Here is a 17,244-nt window from a genome sequence, read left to right as displayed (position 1 = left end):
CCCGTGGCCGCTGCCGCCGCTCCGGCCGCCGCCGCCGCGCCGGCGCCCGCCAAGYCGGCGGTCATCCCCGACATCCCGCACACCGCGGAAAAGCTGTCCAACATCCGCAAGACGATCGCGCGCCGCCTCACCGAATCCAAGCAGACGGTGCCGCACATCTATCTCACCGTCGACATCCGCCTCGACAAGCTCATGAAGCTGCGCACCGAATTCAACGCAGCGCTCGAATCTCGCGGCGTGAAGCTGTCGGTCAACGACCTGCTGATCAAGGCGCTCGCGGTCAGCCTGATCCAGGTGCCCAAGTGCAACGTCATGTTCACGCCGGACCAGCTGATCACCTTCCAGCGCGCCGACATCTCGGTTGCGGTCTCGACGCCGTCGGGCCTGATCACTCCGATCATCGCCGAGGCCGACACCAAGGGCCTCGCCGCGATCTCGGAGCAGATGAAGGATCTCGCGGGCCGCGCCCGCGACAACAAGCTGAAGCCCGAGGAATATCAGGGCGGCACCGCCAGCCTCAGCAACATGGGCATGTTCGGCATCAAGCAGTTCGAGGCAGTGATCAATCCGCCCCAGGCCATGATCATGGCGATCGGCGCGGGTGAGAAGCGTCCCTGGATCATCGACGACGCGCTCGGCATCGCGACGATCATGTCGGCGACCGGCAGCTTCGATCACCGCGCGATCGACGGCGCCGACGGTGCGCAGCTGATGCAGGCGTTCAAGGCGCTGGTGGAGAACCCGCTGGGCATGGTGGCGTGAGGGCGCGGTGAAGCGGACGCTCTACGAATTGCTGCACATCGCCGCCGGCGTGGTCGGCACGGCGTTGCTTGCTTCGGCCGCTGCCTGGGGAGTGCCCAAATCGGCGGGCGCGATCTGGGACGTCGCCTATGTCGTGGTCGCGGTGGTCGTGTTCATGGGCGTCCGGCCGCTCAGGCTCGCCTGGCGCGCCGATCAGGAGGCGAAGCACGGCCAGCCCCGCGCCAATGGCTGACGGCCCTCCCGGCACCGAGCCGGTCATCCGCGCGACCGCGATGGCAGCCGATGCGAATCCTTACGGCTTCATCTTCGTGGGCTGGCTGATGGGCCAGATGGCGCTCGCCGCCGGCTCGGTCGCCTCGCGCCGATGCGGCGGGCACGCACCCGTCGTCGGGGCGAACGGTTTCAGCTTCACCATGCCGGTCAACATCGGCGACGAAGTCTCCTTTCATGCCGAAATCGTCGCGACCGGCACGACCTCGATGACCGTCGACGTCGACGTCTGGAGGCGCGACCGGCACGGCGAGAGCACTGCACGCGCGGCGCGCGGCACCTATATTCTGGTATCGATGGGTAAGGACGGCAGACCAAAGGCGCTGGCGGCGTGATCGGCACGACCTCTTCTTCCCCCTCCCCCCTTGCGGGGGAGGGAGGGGCCCAACGCGAAGCGTTGGGAAGGAGAGGGGGGCGCTCGACGAAGGCGAGCGCGCTTGGCAAGGCCAAGCACATGCGCACCAACCCGACCGAGGCGGAACGTGCGCTTTGGCAGCTCCTGCGCAACAAGCGGCTCGCCGGCTGGAAGTTCAAACGCCAGCAGCCGATCGACCCGTACATCGTCGACTTCGTCTGTTTTGCTGAACGATTGATCGTCGAAGCGGACGGATCGCAGCATATCGAGAATGCCTATGACGCGCGTCGCGACGCCTGGTTGAGATCGCAGGACTTCCGCCTCCTGCGCTTCTGGAACAACGACATACTGAACAATCCGGAGGGCGTGCTTACGTCCATCCTCGTTGCGCTCGAAGGAGACGAAACCGGCATCGAGCCGGTTTCGTCTCCGCCCCCTCTCCCCAGCCCTCCCCCGCAAGGGGGGAGGGAGAAGAAGGACCTACCACGTGGCTGACAGTTTCGACCTCATCATCCTCGGTTCGGGCCCCGGCGGCTATGTCGCGGCGATCCGCGCGGCGCAGCTCGGGCTGAAGACCGCGATCGTCGAGCGCGAGCGGCTCGGCGGCATCTGCCTCAACTGGGGCTGCATCCCGACCAAGGCGCTGCTGCGCACGTCGGAAATCTATCATTATATCAGCCACGCCGCCGATTACGGCCTCAAGGTCGAGAATCCGGGCTACGATCTCACCAGGATCGTCGAGCGCTCGCGCAAGGTCGCGGGCCAGCTCAATGCCGGCGTCAAGGGCCTGATGAAGAAGAACAAGGTGACCGTGTACGAAGGCACCGGCACCATCACCGCGAAAGGCAAGCTCAGCGTCAAGCAGGGCGACAAGACCAGCGAGCTCGAAGCGAAGAACATCATCATCGCGACCGGCGCCCGCGCCCGCGACCTGCCCTTCGCCAAGGCCGACGGCAAGCGCGTCTGGACCTATCGCCACGCGATGGTGCCCGAAGAGATGCCGACGAAATTGCTGGTCATCGGCTCGGGCGCGATCGGCGTCGAGTTCGCCAGCTTCTACAACGACATGGGCGCCGAGGTGACCATCGTCGAAATGCTCCCGCGCATCTTGCCCGTCGAGGACGAGGAAGTCTCAGCCTTCATGGAAAAGGCGCTGACCAAGCAGAAGATCCGCATCATGACCGGCGCCGGCATCGAGGGCCTGACCCCTGGCGCCAAGGGCGTGACCGCCAAGATCAAGGGCAAGGACGGCACGGTGACCTCGGAAGAGTTCAGCCATGCCATCGTCGCGATCGGCATCGTGCCCAACACCGAGAATATCGGGCTGGAAGCGCTCGGCGTGAAGACCGATCGCGGGCATATCGTGACCGACGGCTATGCCCGCACCAATGTCGAGGGCATCTACGCGATCGGCGACGTCACCGGCCCACCCTGGCTGGCGCACAAGGCCAGCCATGAAGGCGTGGTCTGTGTCGAGGCGATCGCCGGCGAGAAGCCGCATCCGTTCGAGACCTGGAATATCCCGGGCTGCACCTATTCACGGCCCCAGGTCGCCTCGGTCGGCCTGACCGAAGCCAAGGCGAAGGAAGCCGGCCATGAGGTAAAGGTTGGCAAATTCCCCTTCATCGGCAACGGCAAGGCCATCGCGCTGGGCGAGGCCGAGGGTTTCGTGAAGACGGTGTTCGACGCGAAGACCGGCGAGCTGCTTGGCGCACACATGGTCGGCGCCGAGGTGACCGAGCTGATCCAGGGCTATGTCATCGCCCGCCAGCTCGAGACGACCGAGGCCGAGCTGATGGAAACCGTGTTCGCCCACCCGACGCTGAGCGAGATGATGCACGAGAGCGTGCTCGGCGCCTATGGCAAGGTCATCCATATCTGACCGGAACGCGGACTCACGCTGACGGGCGTCGCTGCCGCGGCGCCCGGATCGTGTAGCGTTCCACCAGATGGAAAAAGAGCAGCGCAAAGGCGATGGCGATCCCGGCGCATGCAAAGGCGTAGAGGATCGATGCCGACCGGTACGCGCCGGTCGCCGCGTTGATCACGTGGAATACGGGTAAATGCGTCGCGTACAGCGAATAGCTGGCGACGCCGATAAGGTAGAAGGCCCGCACGCCGATGGTGTCGCGGCGGCACAGATAGCCGATCGCGGGTATCGCGACGCCGACGAGCCCGGCGGCGCCGACGGCGAGGAACAGGGGACTCCACCCGAAGGAGCCGCGTAGCTGCAGGAAGATGCCGATGAGGAGCGCGGCGATCCACCCGGCCTGCCACAGCCGCCCGCGCAACGCCGGCGCCCGGCCGGCCTTAATTTCCGCGAGATAGGCGCCGGCGGTCCAGAGGAACAAATGGCTGGTGAAAAGGGGACTCCCGCCGCGCGCGTGGACGAAGACCCGGGACAGATCGAATGCCCAGTACGCGCAGGCGGTCACCACGCTTATCCCGGCGGCCGCGGCGAGCGCCTTGCGGGGGCCATATCGGCGGAACAACAGGAACATGACGGGATAGAAGAGATACAGATGGAACTCGATCGACAAGGTCCAGAAGACACCGTTCGAGCCGAAGGTGCCGACGAACAATTCCTGCGCCATCAGCAGGTTGAAGACGAAACTCGCCAGGTTTGCGCTGATCCACACCGATGGCGATTGCCCCTGCTGAGTCGCATAATCGACGATCGCCGTGAGCAGCATGGCCCCGACATAGACGGGGTAGATGCGCAGGAACCGGCGCTTGTAGAACTGGCCGACATTCAGCGTCGTCACGGGCGACGCCTGCAATTTCGTGGCGAATCCGAGATGGATGCAATAGCCGCTGAGCACGAAGAAGATCGGCACGCCCAGCCAGCCCAGCGAGAATATGCCCGAGCCATAGGACAGCCAGACATCCGGTCGTACCGTATGCAAGCCATAGGTCGCATAAACGTCGCGCAGGCCGACCCAGAATTCGGCCCGCGCATGATAGAGGACCACCGCAAGCGCGGCGAGCGCACGCAGGACGTCGATCGAATGCGAGCGGTCTATACCCGCTTCCACCAGCGTGGGTGGCGCTGACATCGCATCGCTGCCATCAACGTCGGTCAACAGAATCCCCATTTCCTCAGCCCATCGATGGAGCCGGCTGGCGCGTCAAGTAAGGATGATGGCATGCGCGACCGCGATGGCGAAACGATCAGTGAACGCCACGCCGCGACGATCATCGCAGCGGGGGCGGCCCTTCTCGGTGCCGCGACGCTGGCCCTTTGGTGGCCGGGTGTCGTCGAATATGATTCGGTCGAACAATATCGCCAGGTCCTGAGCGGTATCTATCTGGACTGGCACCCGCCGGTCATGGCGCGGCTCTGGGCGGTGCTGCATCCGTTGGGGCAGGGCGCGGCCCCGATGTTCGAGCTTCAGCTCATGCTCTACTGGCTCGGCCTCGGCCTGCTGGCGGCGGCGCTGGCGCGGGCCGGCAGGGCCGGGGCAGGCGCAGCGGTGCTCGCCATGGGCGCGCTGCCGCTCTTCGCCGGATGGCAGGCAGCCGTGCTGAAGGACACCCAGATGCTCGGCGCGATGCTCGCCGCGGTCGGGCTGGTCGGCTGGTGGCGGCTGGCGGGGCGTCGGATGCCGGTCCCGGCCATCATCGCCATGGTCCTGTTGCTGGCTTATGCGACGCTGGTGCGTGCCAATGCCGTCTTCGCGGTAGCGCCGCTGGTGGTGATGCTCGCGCCCTGGCCCACGCGCCTCTGGCAGCGCGGCCTCGCAATCGTCGCGGGAGTCCTCATGGTGCTGGCCGTCACGCCGCCGATCAACCACGGCCTGCTCGGTGCCGGGCAGACCGAGGTCACCCGGACCCTGCCGATCTTCGATCTGGCCGGCATCGCGCATTTCTCCGCGGCCGGCGATCTCCTGCCCGCGGAACGCGCCCTGATCGCGCGCCGCCATTGCTACCAGCCCTATTTCTGGGATCCGCTCGGCGACGACAGCCGCTGCGGCAGCATCGCCCAGCGTCTCGATCTCGTGCCTGCACGCACGCTCGTCACCCTGTGGCTGGGATCGGCGCTCCACCATCCGATCGCCTATCTCGAACACCGCCTCGCGCACCTGAATTCGACCGAGCGCCTGTTCGTGCCGCCGGGCAGGCCGGATGCCGCACCGCCGCTCCGGTCGGAGCCGAACGATCTCGGCCTCGAGTCTCCCGGCCCGGCCGCCGCGGCGATCGCGCGGGCAGGGGGCTGGCTGGCCGAGACTCCGCTTGGCTGGCCCATCGCCTGGGTCGTCGTCGCCGCGACGGCGCTGGGCGTCGCGATCGGCCGGCCGGTGAGCCCATCCCGCGACATCGCGCTGGCGCTCGCCGTCTCCGCGCTGGCGCTCGAGGCGAGCTTCGCCATGGTCAGCATTGCGTCCGACCTGCGTTATCACCTGTGGCCGATGATGGCGGCGGCACTCGCGGCGATCCTGCTGGCCGGCGAACGACCGCTGCCGCGCCGGACGTTGGTGCTGGGCGGTGCGATCCTCATTGCGGTGGTCGGCGCAGGGACCGCCGCGCGGTTGTCGCTCCCGCGCAGTCCCGGCACCTATCAGGGCATGCTGGGCTGAACGACGCCCGGGCTCACTCCGCGAACTGCCACCAGCGCGGAGGGTCGGCGTCCTCCGGCATGCCGCGTAGCTCGACCAGGCGTCTGTTCGGCGGTCGCCAGTGCGAGCTGATCAGCAGGCCGATGTCGTTCAGGATGGACCGGCTCGACGCATAGGCGCCGTGCCCGAGGCCGAAGATCTCGGCACCCACGGCGGTGATGTCGATCGCATCGACACCGTCGACCAGCAACGGCTGGCCTTCGCGCACATCGCCCGCGCGCTGGACGTTGCGCCGCAGCCGCTTGGACAGGGTGAGCGCCTTGTCGGCGGAAGAGGCGTAGAGCGTAAGCCCCGGCACCACCTTGCACAGCTTGGGCATCTTCTTGAGGTAGGCGTCGCGGTCGACATCCGGCGCCGCCATCATCAGTTCCGCGATCGAGAGCGGCGTCGCCGCATGATCGTGCCGTTCGAGCGCGTTGACGACGAGCTGATTGCCCATGCTGTGCGCGATGACATGGATCCGCGAGATGCCGGCATCGAGCAGATGGGCGAGCGTCTCGCAAAACGCATCCTCGCCGTGATCGGCGCTGTCATAGTCATAGCCATAATCGGCGGTCCGCCCGCCCGAGGCCCAGGAGAAGAGCAGCGGAACGCCCTTATATTGGAGGTCCCAGAAAATCTGGGCGGCGCGGTACACCGCATCGGGGAAACTGGTATTGAAGCCATGGACGAAGACCAGCGCGTCTTCCCCGCCATGGCCCCGCGCCATGCCCTTCCAGGCATCGAGCGACAATTGCTCGACGCTGTTGATGATGAAATGCTTGCGCGCCTTTTCACGCTCGATCGTGATCTGGACGATCGGCAGCTTGAACGGCCGGCCGAGTGTCCCGAAATGGCGATCCTCCGGAACGCGCACCTGTGCGACGCCATAGCTCGTCGTTTCGGCGCGCTCGTGCGAGAAATACGCGCTCCCCTCCAGGTCGTGCTTCCGGCAGGTGGCGAAGAGAAAGTTGATGAAGCGGCCTTCGCGACCGAGCATCGGCTGATCGTCATCGGCCGCAGCGGGCACTTCGTCGTCAATCCCGTCCTCGACGATCGGCGCTTCCGCGGGATCGCCCTCGGGCCGGAGTCCGAAACGCCCGGGATTGCGAACGCCCGGCGCGGGCGCGGGCGCGAAGGCGTTGATGCCGGTGATCACGCCCGCGCCGACGGTGCGACCGCCTTCGCGCATGGTGAAGCGCTGGCCCAGGTCCATGGCGATCGGCGCGATGAGCTTGACGCCCAGCGCGACGGTCTCGCCCGGCACGACCATCTCGGTGCCCTCGGGCAGCTCGACGGTGCCGGTCACGTCGGTGGTGCGGAAATAGAATTGCGGGCGATAATTGGCGAAGAACGGCGTGTGACGGCCACCCTCGTCCTTCGACAGCACATACACTTCCGACTGGAAGTCGGTGTGCGGCTTGATCGAGCCCGGCTTGCAGAGAACCTGGCCACGCTCGACCTCGTCGCGGCTGACACCGCGCAGCAACAGGCCGACATTGTCGCCGGCCTGGCCCCGGTCGAGCAGCTTGCGGAACATCTCGACGCCGGTGACGATGGTATTGCGGGTGTCGTGGATGCCGACGATCTCGACCTCCTCGCCGACCTCGATCATGCCGGTCTCGATCCGGCCGGTGACGACGGTGCCGCGACCCGAGATCGAGAACACGTCCTCGATCGGCATCATGAACGGCTTGTCGAGCGGACGCTCGGGCTGCGGGAGGTACGCGTCGACCGCCGCCATCAGCTTGAGCACGGCATCGCCACCGATCCTGTCGTCCGATCCGTCGAGCGCCTTGGTTGCCGAACCCCGGATCACCGGGATCTCGTCGCCCGGATAGTCGTAGGAGCTTAGCAGCGCGCGAATTTCCAGCTCGACCAGCTCGAGAATTTCCTCGTCGTCGACCAGGTCGACCTTGTTCAGGAACACGACCATCGCCGGCACGCCGACCTGGCGGGCGAGCAGGATGTGCTCGCGGGTCTGCGGCATCGGGCCGTCGATGGCGGATACGACCAGGATCGCGCCGTCCATCTGCGCGGCACCGGTGATCATGTTCTTCACATAATCGGCGTGGCCCGGGCAATCGACATGCGCATAGTGGCGCGCGGTCGTCTCATACTCGACGTGTGCGGTCGAGATGGTGATGCCGCGCTCGCGCTCCTCCGGCGCTTTGTCGATCGCGTCGTAGCTGGTGAAGGTGGCGCCGCCAGTCTCGGCGAGCACCTTGGTGATCGCCGCCGTCAGCGACGTCTTGCCATGGTCGACATGGCCGATCGTGCCGATGTTGAAATGCGGCTTCGCGCGTTCGACCTTCGCCTTCGCCATTTCCTACCCCATACAAGCACGTCGCATGCTGATGCGGCGCTGGCCGCCGGATTCGACCCACGGGACCGATTACCAAGCGATACCGGTGATTCGTAACGATGCCCAAGGATTCCGCTTGGCGATTTGCGCCATTTCCGGCGCGGTTACCTTGGTGATCCGCGCAGAGGCGCCGCGCACGCGGAGTCCATACCCTCAGGCGATCTTGCCAGCGCCGCCCCGATGTCCTGAATCTGAAGTTCGTTCCATGACAAACCTGCCGTCATGCTGAACTCGGTTCAGCATCCAATGTGCAACAACCAATGCCGTCGCTTGTGGAGTGTTGGATGCTGAACCAAGTTCAGCATGACGGAATTCAATTATGGATCGAACGGCCTTCAGCTCAGGCCACTAGGCGGCGTGGACAAATTGGTGGGCTTCATCAACTGGCTTAATGAACAAGCATCATGGTGCCAGCCCAAGCGATCAGTAGGCCGAAGCACAGTCCGAAGACGGCCATCGTCATCACGATCCAGTACATGACAGGGGTGGAAGATCGGGAGTACGTCACGCCCTTAACGTTTATCTGATGTCCGCCGATGCCAACGTAGAGTCGGTTGACCATGAAAGCGGCTAAGCCGAAGCCGACCAGCGCAAAGAGTAAATATCCGACCATCTTTCCTCATCGCTTGCGGTTGATGTAGCACGGAATGGTTGATTCAAGCCTGCTTTTTGGAGGCGGGCTTGAGCCGGGGCGATCTTACCGGGCGGAATGGAGCATCCTGACGGATTCGCTGCCGATCGAGTGTAAGAACCGGGGCCGAGGCCGACCGCCCGAAGTCGGGAATGCCTCTGCGCGCTCCGCGCCTCTGCGCGAATATCATCTTGGCGCCCCGAGCGCCGCCGAAGGTCGATCGGCGCGGGCCCCATCAATCAGGCGTCGGCGCCAGCAGCCCCAGCGCCAGACGCCGATACGCCGCCCTGACCGCGGCACTCGTCACGGCAGGATCGTCCGACGCGGCGATCTGGAGCACGCCCTGCCGGAACGCACCCGAGAGAAGGTGCGCCAGCGCCGGGACCATCTCCCGCTCGATCAGCCCGGCATCGGCGACATGGTGCAGCGCATGCTCGCCCAGTTCGATCCGCAGCCGGCTCTGCATCGCGATCCATTCGCTCATGCCAAGCACCGCCGGTCCGTCGATCAGCAGCAATTGCCGCGTCTCGCGCCCTTCATAGGCATCGAACAGGATGCCGCTGCCGGTCACGATCTCGTCGACGCTGTGGGTGGCATGGTCCATCGTGCCCCGCGTCACATGGCCGACGATCTCGTCGATCACGGCCTGGCAGGCGGCACGGAACAGGTCGCGCTTGTCCTTGAACTGATAATAGACCGCGCCCTTGGTCAGCCCCGCGCACGCCGCGATCTCGTCGACCGACACCGCCGCATAGCCCCGCTCCGCAAACAGCGCGCGTGCCGCGCCGACCAGTTTCGCGCGATTGTCGATTGACTCCATACTCTCGGTATGATGACATACCGCCGGTATGACAAGGCCCGCTTTCTCCCCGCCGGTCGCCATCGGCATCGCCACCCTGCTGGGGCTGGCCATCGTGGCGGGCGCGTTTCAGGCGCATGGCGGCTGGACCTATGATGGCGCCGCCGCGGCTGCCCGGCTGACGGCCCGCGCGTCCTTTCTGTGGTTCGTCACGGCCTGGTCGGCGTCGGCGCTGGCGCGGTTATGGCCGGGCGGCTGGCGGGCGGCGCTGCTTCGCCGCCGCCGTTCGGTCGGGCTGGCCTTCGCGGCGACTCATACCGTGCATCTCGCCGCCCTGCTCACCGCGATCTTCCTGTTCGGCCATGGCACGAAGATGGTGACCGTGATCGGCGGGGGGATCGGCTATCTGTTCGTCTTCGCCATGGCGATCACCTCGAACGACGTTGCGGTCCGCCGCCTCGGCCCGCGCCGCTGGCGCCTGCTCCACGCGACCGGCGGCTATGTCATCGCCGCGATCTTCGCCTTCTCCTATCTCGGCCGCGTGCCGGCTCAGCCATGGCTCGGCGTGCCGACGCTCTCGCTGCTCGGCTTTGCCGCGCTGCTGAGGGTCCTGGCCTGGGCACGCCGGCGAGATCGCGGCAGCGCCCTTCCGGCTTAGGGGCCGTCGAGCGTCTCCGGCCGGGGGAGCCGATATCATCCCCGCACGTTGACGTTCTTTCCGGAAGAGACGCACGCGATGCCCCATGACAGCATGATCGTTACCTGCGCCGGCCCCGATAGCCCCCATGCGTTCGACATCGTCCCGCTGCAGCCGCGCAACGGCACGCTCGATGCGCTGTGCCCGGTCTGCAAGGGGCATGGGCAGTGGAATGTCGAGATCGATCTGGTGAGTTTCCGCTGCAAGCGCGCGATCTGCGATCATTGCCATGGTGCCGGCTGGGTCGAAACGGGCGCGGACCCGGTCGTCCTTCCCGATATCGAGATGACGGTCGGCGGCTATCCGCAATGGACCACACGCTTCGCGCCGAAGGAGGATGGGGCGCGGGATCCCGGTCTGCCGAGCCTGATCCAGCCCTGATCGCTGCCCGCTTGATTCAACCATCGCCGAAAATCGTGAACATGGCGCGGCGGAACCCTCGCCGGTGCCGCTGGCTCTTTGATATGACTGGTCAGCTGTTGGAGGGAGGCCGGTTCCCTGTTCGGGACGATATTTTCCCTGTTCCGAGCATCGCGTTCCCTGTTCTCGATAACAGGGAAACCTCAATCAAGCATTTGATAAAAAATGAGACTTTTACGAATACCGCGGCGATCCGGCGCAAATGAAAATGCTTTCCCTGTTATTCGCTGTTATCGGCGCGGAACAGCGATGAACCCGGTCCGTCCTGTTGGAGCGTTCAGCCGACGCCAGCGGCATAGTCGGCGAGCAGTGCCGGATAATCCGCCATGTCCGGGAACATGTCGTAGCTGTGTTTCGCCGAGGTCGCCGCCCAGGGAAACGCTTCGCTGCGATAGGTCTCGATGAACGGCGCGAACCAGTGCGTATCGTCGAGCATCGTCGCCCGGACATTGACGAAACCCAGTTCCGGCGGAAGGCGGGTGAACACCCAGCTCTTGCACCAGTCGCAATGATGGTGGCGCGACTGGTCGCCGTGCAGCCCGCCGATCACGGGTTCGCCCTGGATCACCTCGAACCCGTCGCTCGGCACCGCGGCGCTCAGCGAATAGGCGCTGGCGCTCATCTTCTGGCAGCCGGTGCAGTGACACGCCATGGTCAGCATGGGCGGCGCGGAGACGCGGAAGCGCAGCTTCCCGCAGCGGCATCCGCCTTCCATCGGCAGGGTCATCCCGGTCATTATCGCTCTCCCGTTCATGCTGGACTCCGCTGTCCTGCCACGGGCACAACCGCCGCAAAAGGGGGAGAAGGTGCATGCCGTTCGCGATATTGTGGCCGACCTTCGCGCTGGTGGCGCTGATCGTCCTCATCTGGTTCTGGCTCATGCTGGAGCGGATGCGCCATGTGCGGCGCAATCCTCCGACGGCGGAGGATTTCGCCAGCGGAGAGGCCGCGCTCCGCTATTTCCAGCCGGTCGAGATGCCCGCGAACAATTTCCGCAACCTGTTCGAGATGCCGACACTCTATTTCGCGATCGTGCCGCTGCTGCTGATCACGCACCAGGCCAGCAACGTCCAGGTGCTGCTCGCCTGGGCCTATGTTGTCCTCAGGGCTCTCCACAGCTTTATCCACATCGTGGTGCGCAAGGTGCAGTTGCGCGCGCCGGTCTATTGGCTGTCCAGCGCCGCGTTGATGGCGATGTGGATCGGCTTCGCCATCGACATCGCGCACGCGTCGGCCCGCTATCGGGACGCGATGGGCAATATCGGCATGTGAGGAAAAGGGGCGGCTTGGGAGCCGCCCCGGGAAGGGTCAGGCCGCCGCGCCGTTCGAGGCGACCAGGCTGATCTCCGGCGCGCCCCGCTCGAAATTGCGGGCGCCGGGGGAGAGATGCTTCAGGTGGCCGTCGATCGACGCGCCATTCTCGATTGAGATCGTCTCATATTCCACGTCGCCGTTGATCCGCGCGCTCCGCTCGACAGTAAGCTGGCGGACCGAGACGGAGCCCTCGATCGATCCGGCGATGCGCGCGGTCTCGGCCTTGAGCGAGCCGGCGATGCGGCTTTCGGTCCCCTGCACGACGTTGCCGCAGGTCACGTCGCCGTCGATGCGCCCGTCGATATGCAGGTCGGCGGTCGCCACGACATTGCCGGTGACGGTGACGTCCGGCCCGAGCACCGAAAACATGCCGCGCTTGCCCGCTGACGCCTGCGCTGCCGGCGTCGACGGCACCATCATTCCCTGATCGCGACCATTCTTGTTGAACATCGACATTCGAGTGAACCCCCCACTTCCGAACCCTGCGAATCGACTGGATAGCTAACATACGTTACCGTTTTGCCGCAGCGTCGATCGTCAGACCGCCCGCGCCATAAGGCGATTTTCGTTAACGGACGGTGTGAGCAGCGGACGGGCCAGCCGGATGGTCGCGACGATCATCGCCACGCTCCCGAGCATGACCAGTCCGGCGATGCCGCTCAGATAACCGAACAGCGCCAGGGTCGAGCCCGCCTGCACCAGAATCGCGATGGTCTGGCTCGGCTTGTCGCGGCACACCAGCGCCAGGCACAGCGCCAGCACGTCCGCCAGGAAGAAATATCGCTCATGCATGCGCGGCAACAGCCCGGCGGTGACGAGCGTCGCCAGCAGGGCGGCCGACAGCAGCGCCCTGTCGTCGAGCGCCCGGGTCGAGAAGCGCGCGATATAGGCCGCGGTCCCGCCGATCGCCACGGCGGTGGCGATGCCGGCCAGCGGCAGGCCGATCGGAAAGGCCTGCAGGATCGCCCAGATATTGGGCGCATTGAACGACAGCATCTGAAACGTGTCGGCCTGGCGGAGATAGATGGTGACGAGGTCGGCCGCCGGCCATCCCGCGGTCCAGGCCGGCACCATGGTCGCCAGGGTGACCGCGGGCGCGATCGGCCAGAGCCATGGCGGCACGCGGCGGCCGATCAGCACGGCGAGAAAGAAGGGGGCGATCAGGATCGCCTGTGCCTTGAATGCCACCGCCAGGCCGAACCAGGCGAGCATGGCGGCGTGGCGACGGTCCAGCGCGGCGGCAACCGCCATCACGCAAGGGGCGGCCCACATCGCGTCGCACTGGCCCAGCAGGGTCGCGTTGAGCAGGATGCTCGGCATCGCGAAGAGCAGCATGGTGGCCCGGACCGGCTGCAACGCGTCGAACCGGGTCAGCAGATGCCGCACGGCCAGGGCGAGCGCCACGGTGCCGGCGACCGACAGGAGCTTGATCAGGGTCATCGCCGGCAACACGCCCGAAAACAGGCTGAGCGCCGCGAGCAGATAGAGATAGGCGGGGGCGTAGTTGGAAAAAGGCTGCGCGAACGACGCGACCGGCCCGGTGGCGACGATATGCTCGAACCAGGGCAGCAGATAGGCCGGCATGTCACTGGTGACGAGCGGCATCGTCACCCACAGCATCGTCAGCGCCACACCGATCGTCAGCGGGATCGGCGGCAAGCGGGAAACGGGGTCGCGCAGCATCGTCATATGGCCTCCTTGCGCGAGCGCTGGTTGAGACCGGGTTAAGGACGGTCGTATCGGCTGCTTCCCCGGTTGCGCCCGGGCTCCGGCTGTGTTCCACTGTCGATCAACGACAAGCGCCCTGGAACGCAGGGGGAAGGTGGGAGGATGGCGACAGCTGCGGTCGAGCGGCAGGTGATTCCGTCGCCACCGGGCCTGCCCGTGGTCGGGCACCTCCACCAGATCGCGCGCGCCGGGCTGATCGGCCATCTGCTCGCCGTCAGCCGCGATTTTCCGCAAGGCATCTTCAAGCTGAAATTCGGCAGCCGTATCGGGCTGTTCGTGACCTCGCCCGATCTCGTCGCCGAGCTGTGCGACGAGACGCGCTTCCGCAAGATGCCCGGGCCGGGCCTGCGCGTGGTGCGCAAATTCGCCGGGGACGGCCTGTTCACCGCGTTCAGCGAGGAACCCAACTGGGGCAAGGCGCACCGCATTCTGCTGCCTGCCTTCAGCCAGCGCGCGATGCGCGGCTATTTCGACATGATGCTCGAAGTGGCGGACCAGCTTGTCGGCAAATGGTCGCGGCTCTCCGGCACGGACGTGCTCGTCGCCGACGACATGACGCGCTTCACGCTCGACTCCATCGCGGTCGCGGGCTTCGGTCACCGCTTCAACAGCTTCGAGAAGGAGGAACTCGACAGCTTCCTCGAAGCGCTGGGCCGGGCGCTCGGCGAATCGCTCAACATGATCACCCGGCTGCCGATCCAGCAGCGCTTCGCGAAGAAGGCGATGCGCCAGTATGAGGCCGACATCGCCGAGATGAACGCGCTGGTCGACGGCATCATCGCCGAACGCCGGCTCCATCCCAATGACGGCAAGGACCTGCTCAACCTGATGCTGAGCGCGGTCGACCCTGAGACGGGCGAGGGGCTCGACGACATCAACATCCGCTATCAGGTGCTGACCTTCCTGATCGCCGGGCATGAGACGACCTCGGGCCTTCTTACCTTCTCGCAGCACCTGCTGCTGCGCCATCCGCATGTGCTGGCCCAGGCCTATGCCGAGGTCGACCGCGTCCTGCCCGGCGACAAGCGCCCCGATTATACCGATGTGGTGAAGCTCGAAGTGATCGAGCGCATCCTGAAGGAAGCGATGCGCCTCTGGCCGACCGCGCCGGCCTTCAGCGTCGCGCCGTTCGAGGATGTCGTGATCGGCGGCAAATGGCACCTGCGCAAGGATCGCCCGGTCAACGTCTTCTCGCCCGGCCTGCACCGCGATCCGGGCGTCTGGACCGACCCGGAAGAGTTCGACATCGACCGCTGGCTGCCCGATGCCGAGGCCGCGCGGCACCCACATGCCTACAAGCCGTTCGGCAATGGCGAGCGCGCCTGTATCGGCCGGCAGTTCGCCATGGTCGAGGCAAAGCTCGCACTGGCGATGCTGCTGCAAAAGTTCGCGATCAGCGATCCTCATGCCTACAAGCTGCGCATCAAGGAGACGCTCTCGATCAAGCCGGACGACTTCTACATGCGTGTCCGGCTGCGCATGCCGCACGAACGGCTGGGCGTCGCTCCGGTCGAACGGCAGGTGGAGGAAACGCCCGTCGCCTCGGTCTCCGGCACCGGCCAGCGTTTCGCGGTGCTCTACGGCTCGAGCCTCGGCACGGCGCGCGACATCGCCGAGGAGATCGCCGAACGCGCCAATCTCGACGGGTTCGAGACGATCGTCCGCTCGATGGACGAAAGCTTCAAGGGCGGCGCCGCGCCGGAAGACAAGGTGATCGTCATCGTCACCGCCACCTATAACGGCCGTGCCCCCGATACCGCGCTGGCGGTGGAGAAGGCGCTCGACGGCGGCGCGTTCGAAGGCGCCGACTGGACCGGCGCGCGCTTCGCCGTGCTCGGCATCGGCAACAGCCAATGGCCCAACTACCAGATCTTCCCCAAGCGCATCGACGCCGCGATCGAGGCGACCGGCGCGAGCCGCCTGCTGCCCCGCGCAGAGGCCGACGGGCAGGGCGATTTCGACGGCGCGGTCGCCGGCTTCGTGCGCGACCTGTGGAAGGCGCTGGGCAGCGATACGGCACCGAGCGACTCCGTCTCGACCCTGTCGCTCCAGCCGATCGACCCCTCGGCCGCCCGCGCCGCCGCTTTGCCGGAGCATGCCCAGCAACTCGAGATCGTCGGCAATGACGAGATGATCCGGCCCGCCGATGGGCTATGGGATTTCACGAAGGAGCCGCCGCGCCCCTCGACCCGCTTCATCCGCATCCGCCTGCCGCAGGGCCAGCACTATCACACCGGCGATCACATCGCCTTCTATGCCCGCAACCGCCCCGACTTGGTCGAGCGCGCGATCGACCGGCTCGGCCTCGAGGGTTCGACTCAGCTGCGCGTGGACGGGCAGGGCGGCCGCTTCCGCCATTTGCCGCTCGGCCAGACGGTGACGGTGCGGCAGTTGCTCACCGATTTTGTCGAGCTGTCGGACCCGTTGCCCAGGCGTGCGCTGGCAGTGATCGCGGGACAGACGCGATGCCCCAACACCAGGCGCGAACTGGCCAGGCTGGAAGAGGTGTTCGATACCGAGGTCGCCGGCAAGCGTCTCAGCCTGCTCGACCTGCTGGAGCAGCATCCCGCTGCCGAGCTGTCGCTCGACTCGCTGGTCGAGCTGTCGGCGGCGATCTCGCCGCGCTTCTATTCGATCGCGTCGAGCCCTTTGGTCTCGCCCGATGTGGCCGAGCTGATCGTCGGCACCATGGCTGCGCCTGCCTGGTCGGGCCTGGGAGAGCATCGCGGTTTCGCCTCGGGCTATATGCAGGGCGTGGCGCCGGGCGATCAGGTGTTCGGCTATGTCCGCCGCCCCAATCCACCCTTCGCGCCGCCCGCTGACCCGAGCGTGCCGATGATCCTGATCGGTCCCGGCACCGGCTTCGCGCCGTTGCGCGGCTTCATCCAGGAACGCGCCGCGCAGAAAGCGGCGGGCGAAGATGTCGCGACCAGCCTGCTCTTCTTCGGCTGCCGCCATCCCGATCACGACTGGTTCTGCCGCGAGGAGATCGAGGCCTGGGCGAGGGACGGGGTGATTGACCCGTATCTCGCCTTCTCCGCCGTCGACACCCATCCCTGGAAATTCGTGCAGGATGCGCTCTGGGCCGAGCAGGAGCGGGTCTGGGCCGCGCTCCGCGCTGGCGCGCAGATCTTCCTGTGCGGCGACGGTCGTTTCATGGCCCCGGCCGTGCGCGACACGCTGATTCGCATCCAGATGCAACAGGCCGGCGACGAGCACGCGCAAGGCTCGGCATGGCTCGAAGAACTGATCGAGGACGGACGCTTCCACCAGGACGTGTTCGGCTTCGGGAAATAGAATTCCTCCCC

Annotated in this window: 17 protein-coding genes and 1 pseudogene; 10 read left to right on the top strand and 8 right to left on the bottom strand. The window is 66.0% G+C overall.

Annotated features, from left to right (window positions below):
• From AC1DX5_RS14780 to lpdA, 5 genes are all read left to right on the top strand, one after another.
• On the top strand, window positions 1–762 hold a 762-nt coding region (locus AC1DX5_RS14780; protein WP_478016179.1), incomplete at its 5' end, for a 2-oxo acid dehydrogenase subunit E2.
• A gap of 7 nt (window positions 763–769) precedes the next feature.
• Window positions 770–994, top strand: a complete 225-nt coding sequence (locus AC1DX5_RS14775) for a hypothetical protein (RefSeq protein WP_465169897.1) — start codon at window positions 770–772, stop codon at window positions 992–994.
• Complete coding sequence (locus tag AC1DX5_RS14770; RefSeq protein ID WP_465169896.1) at window positions 987–1,367, top strand: acyl-CoA thioesterase; 381 nt, start codon at window positions 987–989, stop codon at window positions 1,365–1,367. The genes AC1DX5_RS14775 and AC1DX5_RS14770 overlap by 8 nt, the downstream gene beginning before the upstream one ends.
• The gene (locus AC1DX5_RS14765; protein WP_478016178.1) at window positions 1,364–1,882 is read left to right on the top strand and encodes an endonuclease domain-containing protein; all 519 of its coding nucleotides are present in this window, start codon (window positions 1,364–1,366) and stop codon (window positions 1,880–1,882) included. Before AC1DX5_RS14770 ends, AC1DX5_RS14765 begins: the two co-directional genes overlap by 4 nt.
• Entirely contained in the window at window positions 1,875–3,269 is a 1,395-nt protein-coding gene (gene lpdA / locus AC1DX5_RS14760) for a dihydrolipoyl dehydrogenase (RefSeq protein ID WP_478016177.1), read from the top strand. Before AC1DX5_RS14765 ends, lpdA begins: the two co-directional genes overlap by 8 nt.
• Window positions 3,270–3,282: 13 nt before the next feature.
• On the opposite strand, the gene AC1DX5_RS14755 is transcribed toward lpdA, so the two are convergent.
• Entirely contained in the window at window positions 3,283–4,470 is a 1,188-nt protein-coding gene (locus tag AC1DX5_RS14755; protein ID WP_478016176.1) for an acyltransferase family protein, read from the bottom strand.
• A 63-nt stretch (window positions 4,471–4,533) separates the two neighbouring features.
• Between AC1DX5_RS14755 and AC1DX5_RS14750 the strand changes: the two genes are divergently transcribed.
• Window positions 4,534–5,964, top strand: coding sequence for a hypothetical protein (locus AC1DX5_RS14750; RefSeq protein ID WP_478016175.1), 1,431 nt, complete (start codon window positions 4,534–4,536; stop codon window positions 5,962–5,964).
• 13 nt (window positions 5,965–5,977) lie between these two features.
• Here AC1DX5_RS14750 and AC1DX5_RS14745 read toward each other — a convergent pair whose 3' ends face one another.
• The 4 genes and pseudogenes from AC1DX5_RS14745 to AC1DX5_RS14730 form a co-directional block, all read right to left on the bottom strand.
• Complete coding sequence (locus tag AC1DX5_RS14745; protein ID WP_478016186.1) at window positions 5,978–6,712, bottom strand: alpha/beta hydrolase; 735 nt, start codon at window positions 6,710–6,712, stop codon at window positions 5,978–5,980.
• Window positions 6,713–7,123: 411 nt separating this feature from the next.
• Window positions 7,124–8,308 (bottom strand): annotated as a pseudogene (gene tuf, locus AC1DX5_RS14740) (elongation factor Tu); the annotation flags it as partial.
• 427 nt (window positions 8,309–8,735) lie between these two features.
• The gene (locus tag AC1DX5_RS14735; RefSeq protein WP_478016174.1) at window positions 8,736–8,960 is read right to left on the bottom strand and encodes a hypothetical protein; all 225 of its coding nucleotides are present in this window, start codon (window positions 8,958–8,960) and stop codon (window positions 8,736–8,738) included.
• A 253-nt stretch (window positions 8,961–9,213) separates the two neighbouring features.
• Window positions 9,214–9,798 (bottom strand): TetR/AcrR family transcriptional regulator, encoded by a 585-nt coding sequence (locus AC1DX5_RS14730; protein WP_465174260.1) that lies wholly within the window; start codon window positions 9,796–9,798, stop codon window positions 9,214–9,216.
• Between the two features lie 28 nt (window positions 9,799–9,826).
• Here AC1DX5_RS14730 and AC1DX5_RS14725 point away from each other — a divergent pair, with 28 nt between their 5' ends.
• Window positions 9,827–10,435: a hypothetical protein gene (locus AC1DX5_RS14725; protein WP_465174259.1), complete on the top strand. Its 609-nt coding sequence runs from the start codon at window positions 9,827–9,829 to the stop codon at window positions 10,433–10,435.
• Between the two features lie 78 nt (window positions 10,436–10,513).
• Window positions 10,514–10,855: a hypothetical protein gene (locus AC1DX5_RS14720; protein WP_478016173.1), complete on the top strand. Its 342-nt coding sequence runs from the start codon at window positions 10,514–10,516 to the stop codon at window positions 10,853–10,855.
• Window positions 10,856–11,171: 316 nt separating this feature from the next.
• Here the strand turns inward: AC1DX5_RS14720 and AC1DX5_RS14715 are convergent, their stop codons facing one another.
• Complete coding sequence (locus tag AC1DX5_RS14715) at window positions 11,172–11,630, bottom strand: GFA family protein (RefSeq protein ID WP_465174257.1); 459 nt, start codon at window positions 11,628–11,630, stop codon at window positions 11,172–11,174.
• 74 nt (window positions 11,631–11,704) lie between these two features.
• On the opposite strand from AC1DX5_RS14715, the gene AC1DX5_RS14710 reads away from it, so the two are divergent.
• A complete protein-coding gene (locus AC1DX5_RS14710; protein ID WP_478016172.1) occupies window positions 11,705–12,166 on the top strand; it encodes an MAPEG family protein in 462 nt (153 codons plus the stop codon).
• A gap of 36 nt (window positions 12,167–12,202) precedes the next feature.
• Here the strand turns inward: AC1DX5_RS14710 and AC1DX5_RS14705 are convergent, their stop codons facing one another.
• A complete protein-coding gene (locus tag AC1DX5_RS14705; protein WP_465169886.1) occupies window positions 12,203–12,664 on the bottom strand; it encodes a bactofilin family protein in 462 nt (153 codons plus the stop codon).
• An 81-nt stretch (window positions 12,665–12,745) separates the two neighbouring features.
• The gene (locus AC1DX5_RS14700) at window positions 12,746–13,897 is read right to left on the bottom strand and encodes an MptA/MptB family glycosyltransferase (RefSeq protein ID WP_478016171.1); all 1,152 of its coding nucleotides are present in this window, start codon (window positions 13,895–13,897) and stop codon (window positions 12,746–12,748) included.
• Window positions 13,898–14,038: 141 nt separating this feature from the next.
• Between AC1DX5_RS14700 and AC1DX5_RS14695 the strand changes: the two genes are divergently transcribed.
• Window positions 14,039–17,233: a bifunctional cytochrome P450/NADPH--P450 reductase gene (locus AC1DX5_RS14695; protein WP_478016170.1), complete on the top strand. Its 3,195-nt coding sequence runs from the start codon at window positions 14,039–14,041 to the stop codon at window positions 17,231–17,233.
• Window positions 17,234–17,244 lie beyond the last annotated feature (11 nt).

This window comes from Sphingomonas sp. P2_B6 (assembly GCF_056404755.1).
The sequence above is the reverse complement of the archived record's forward strand: the minus strand, read 5'-3'. Positions and strand labels throughout refer to the sequence as shown.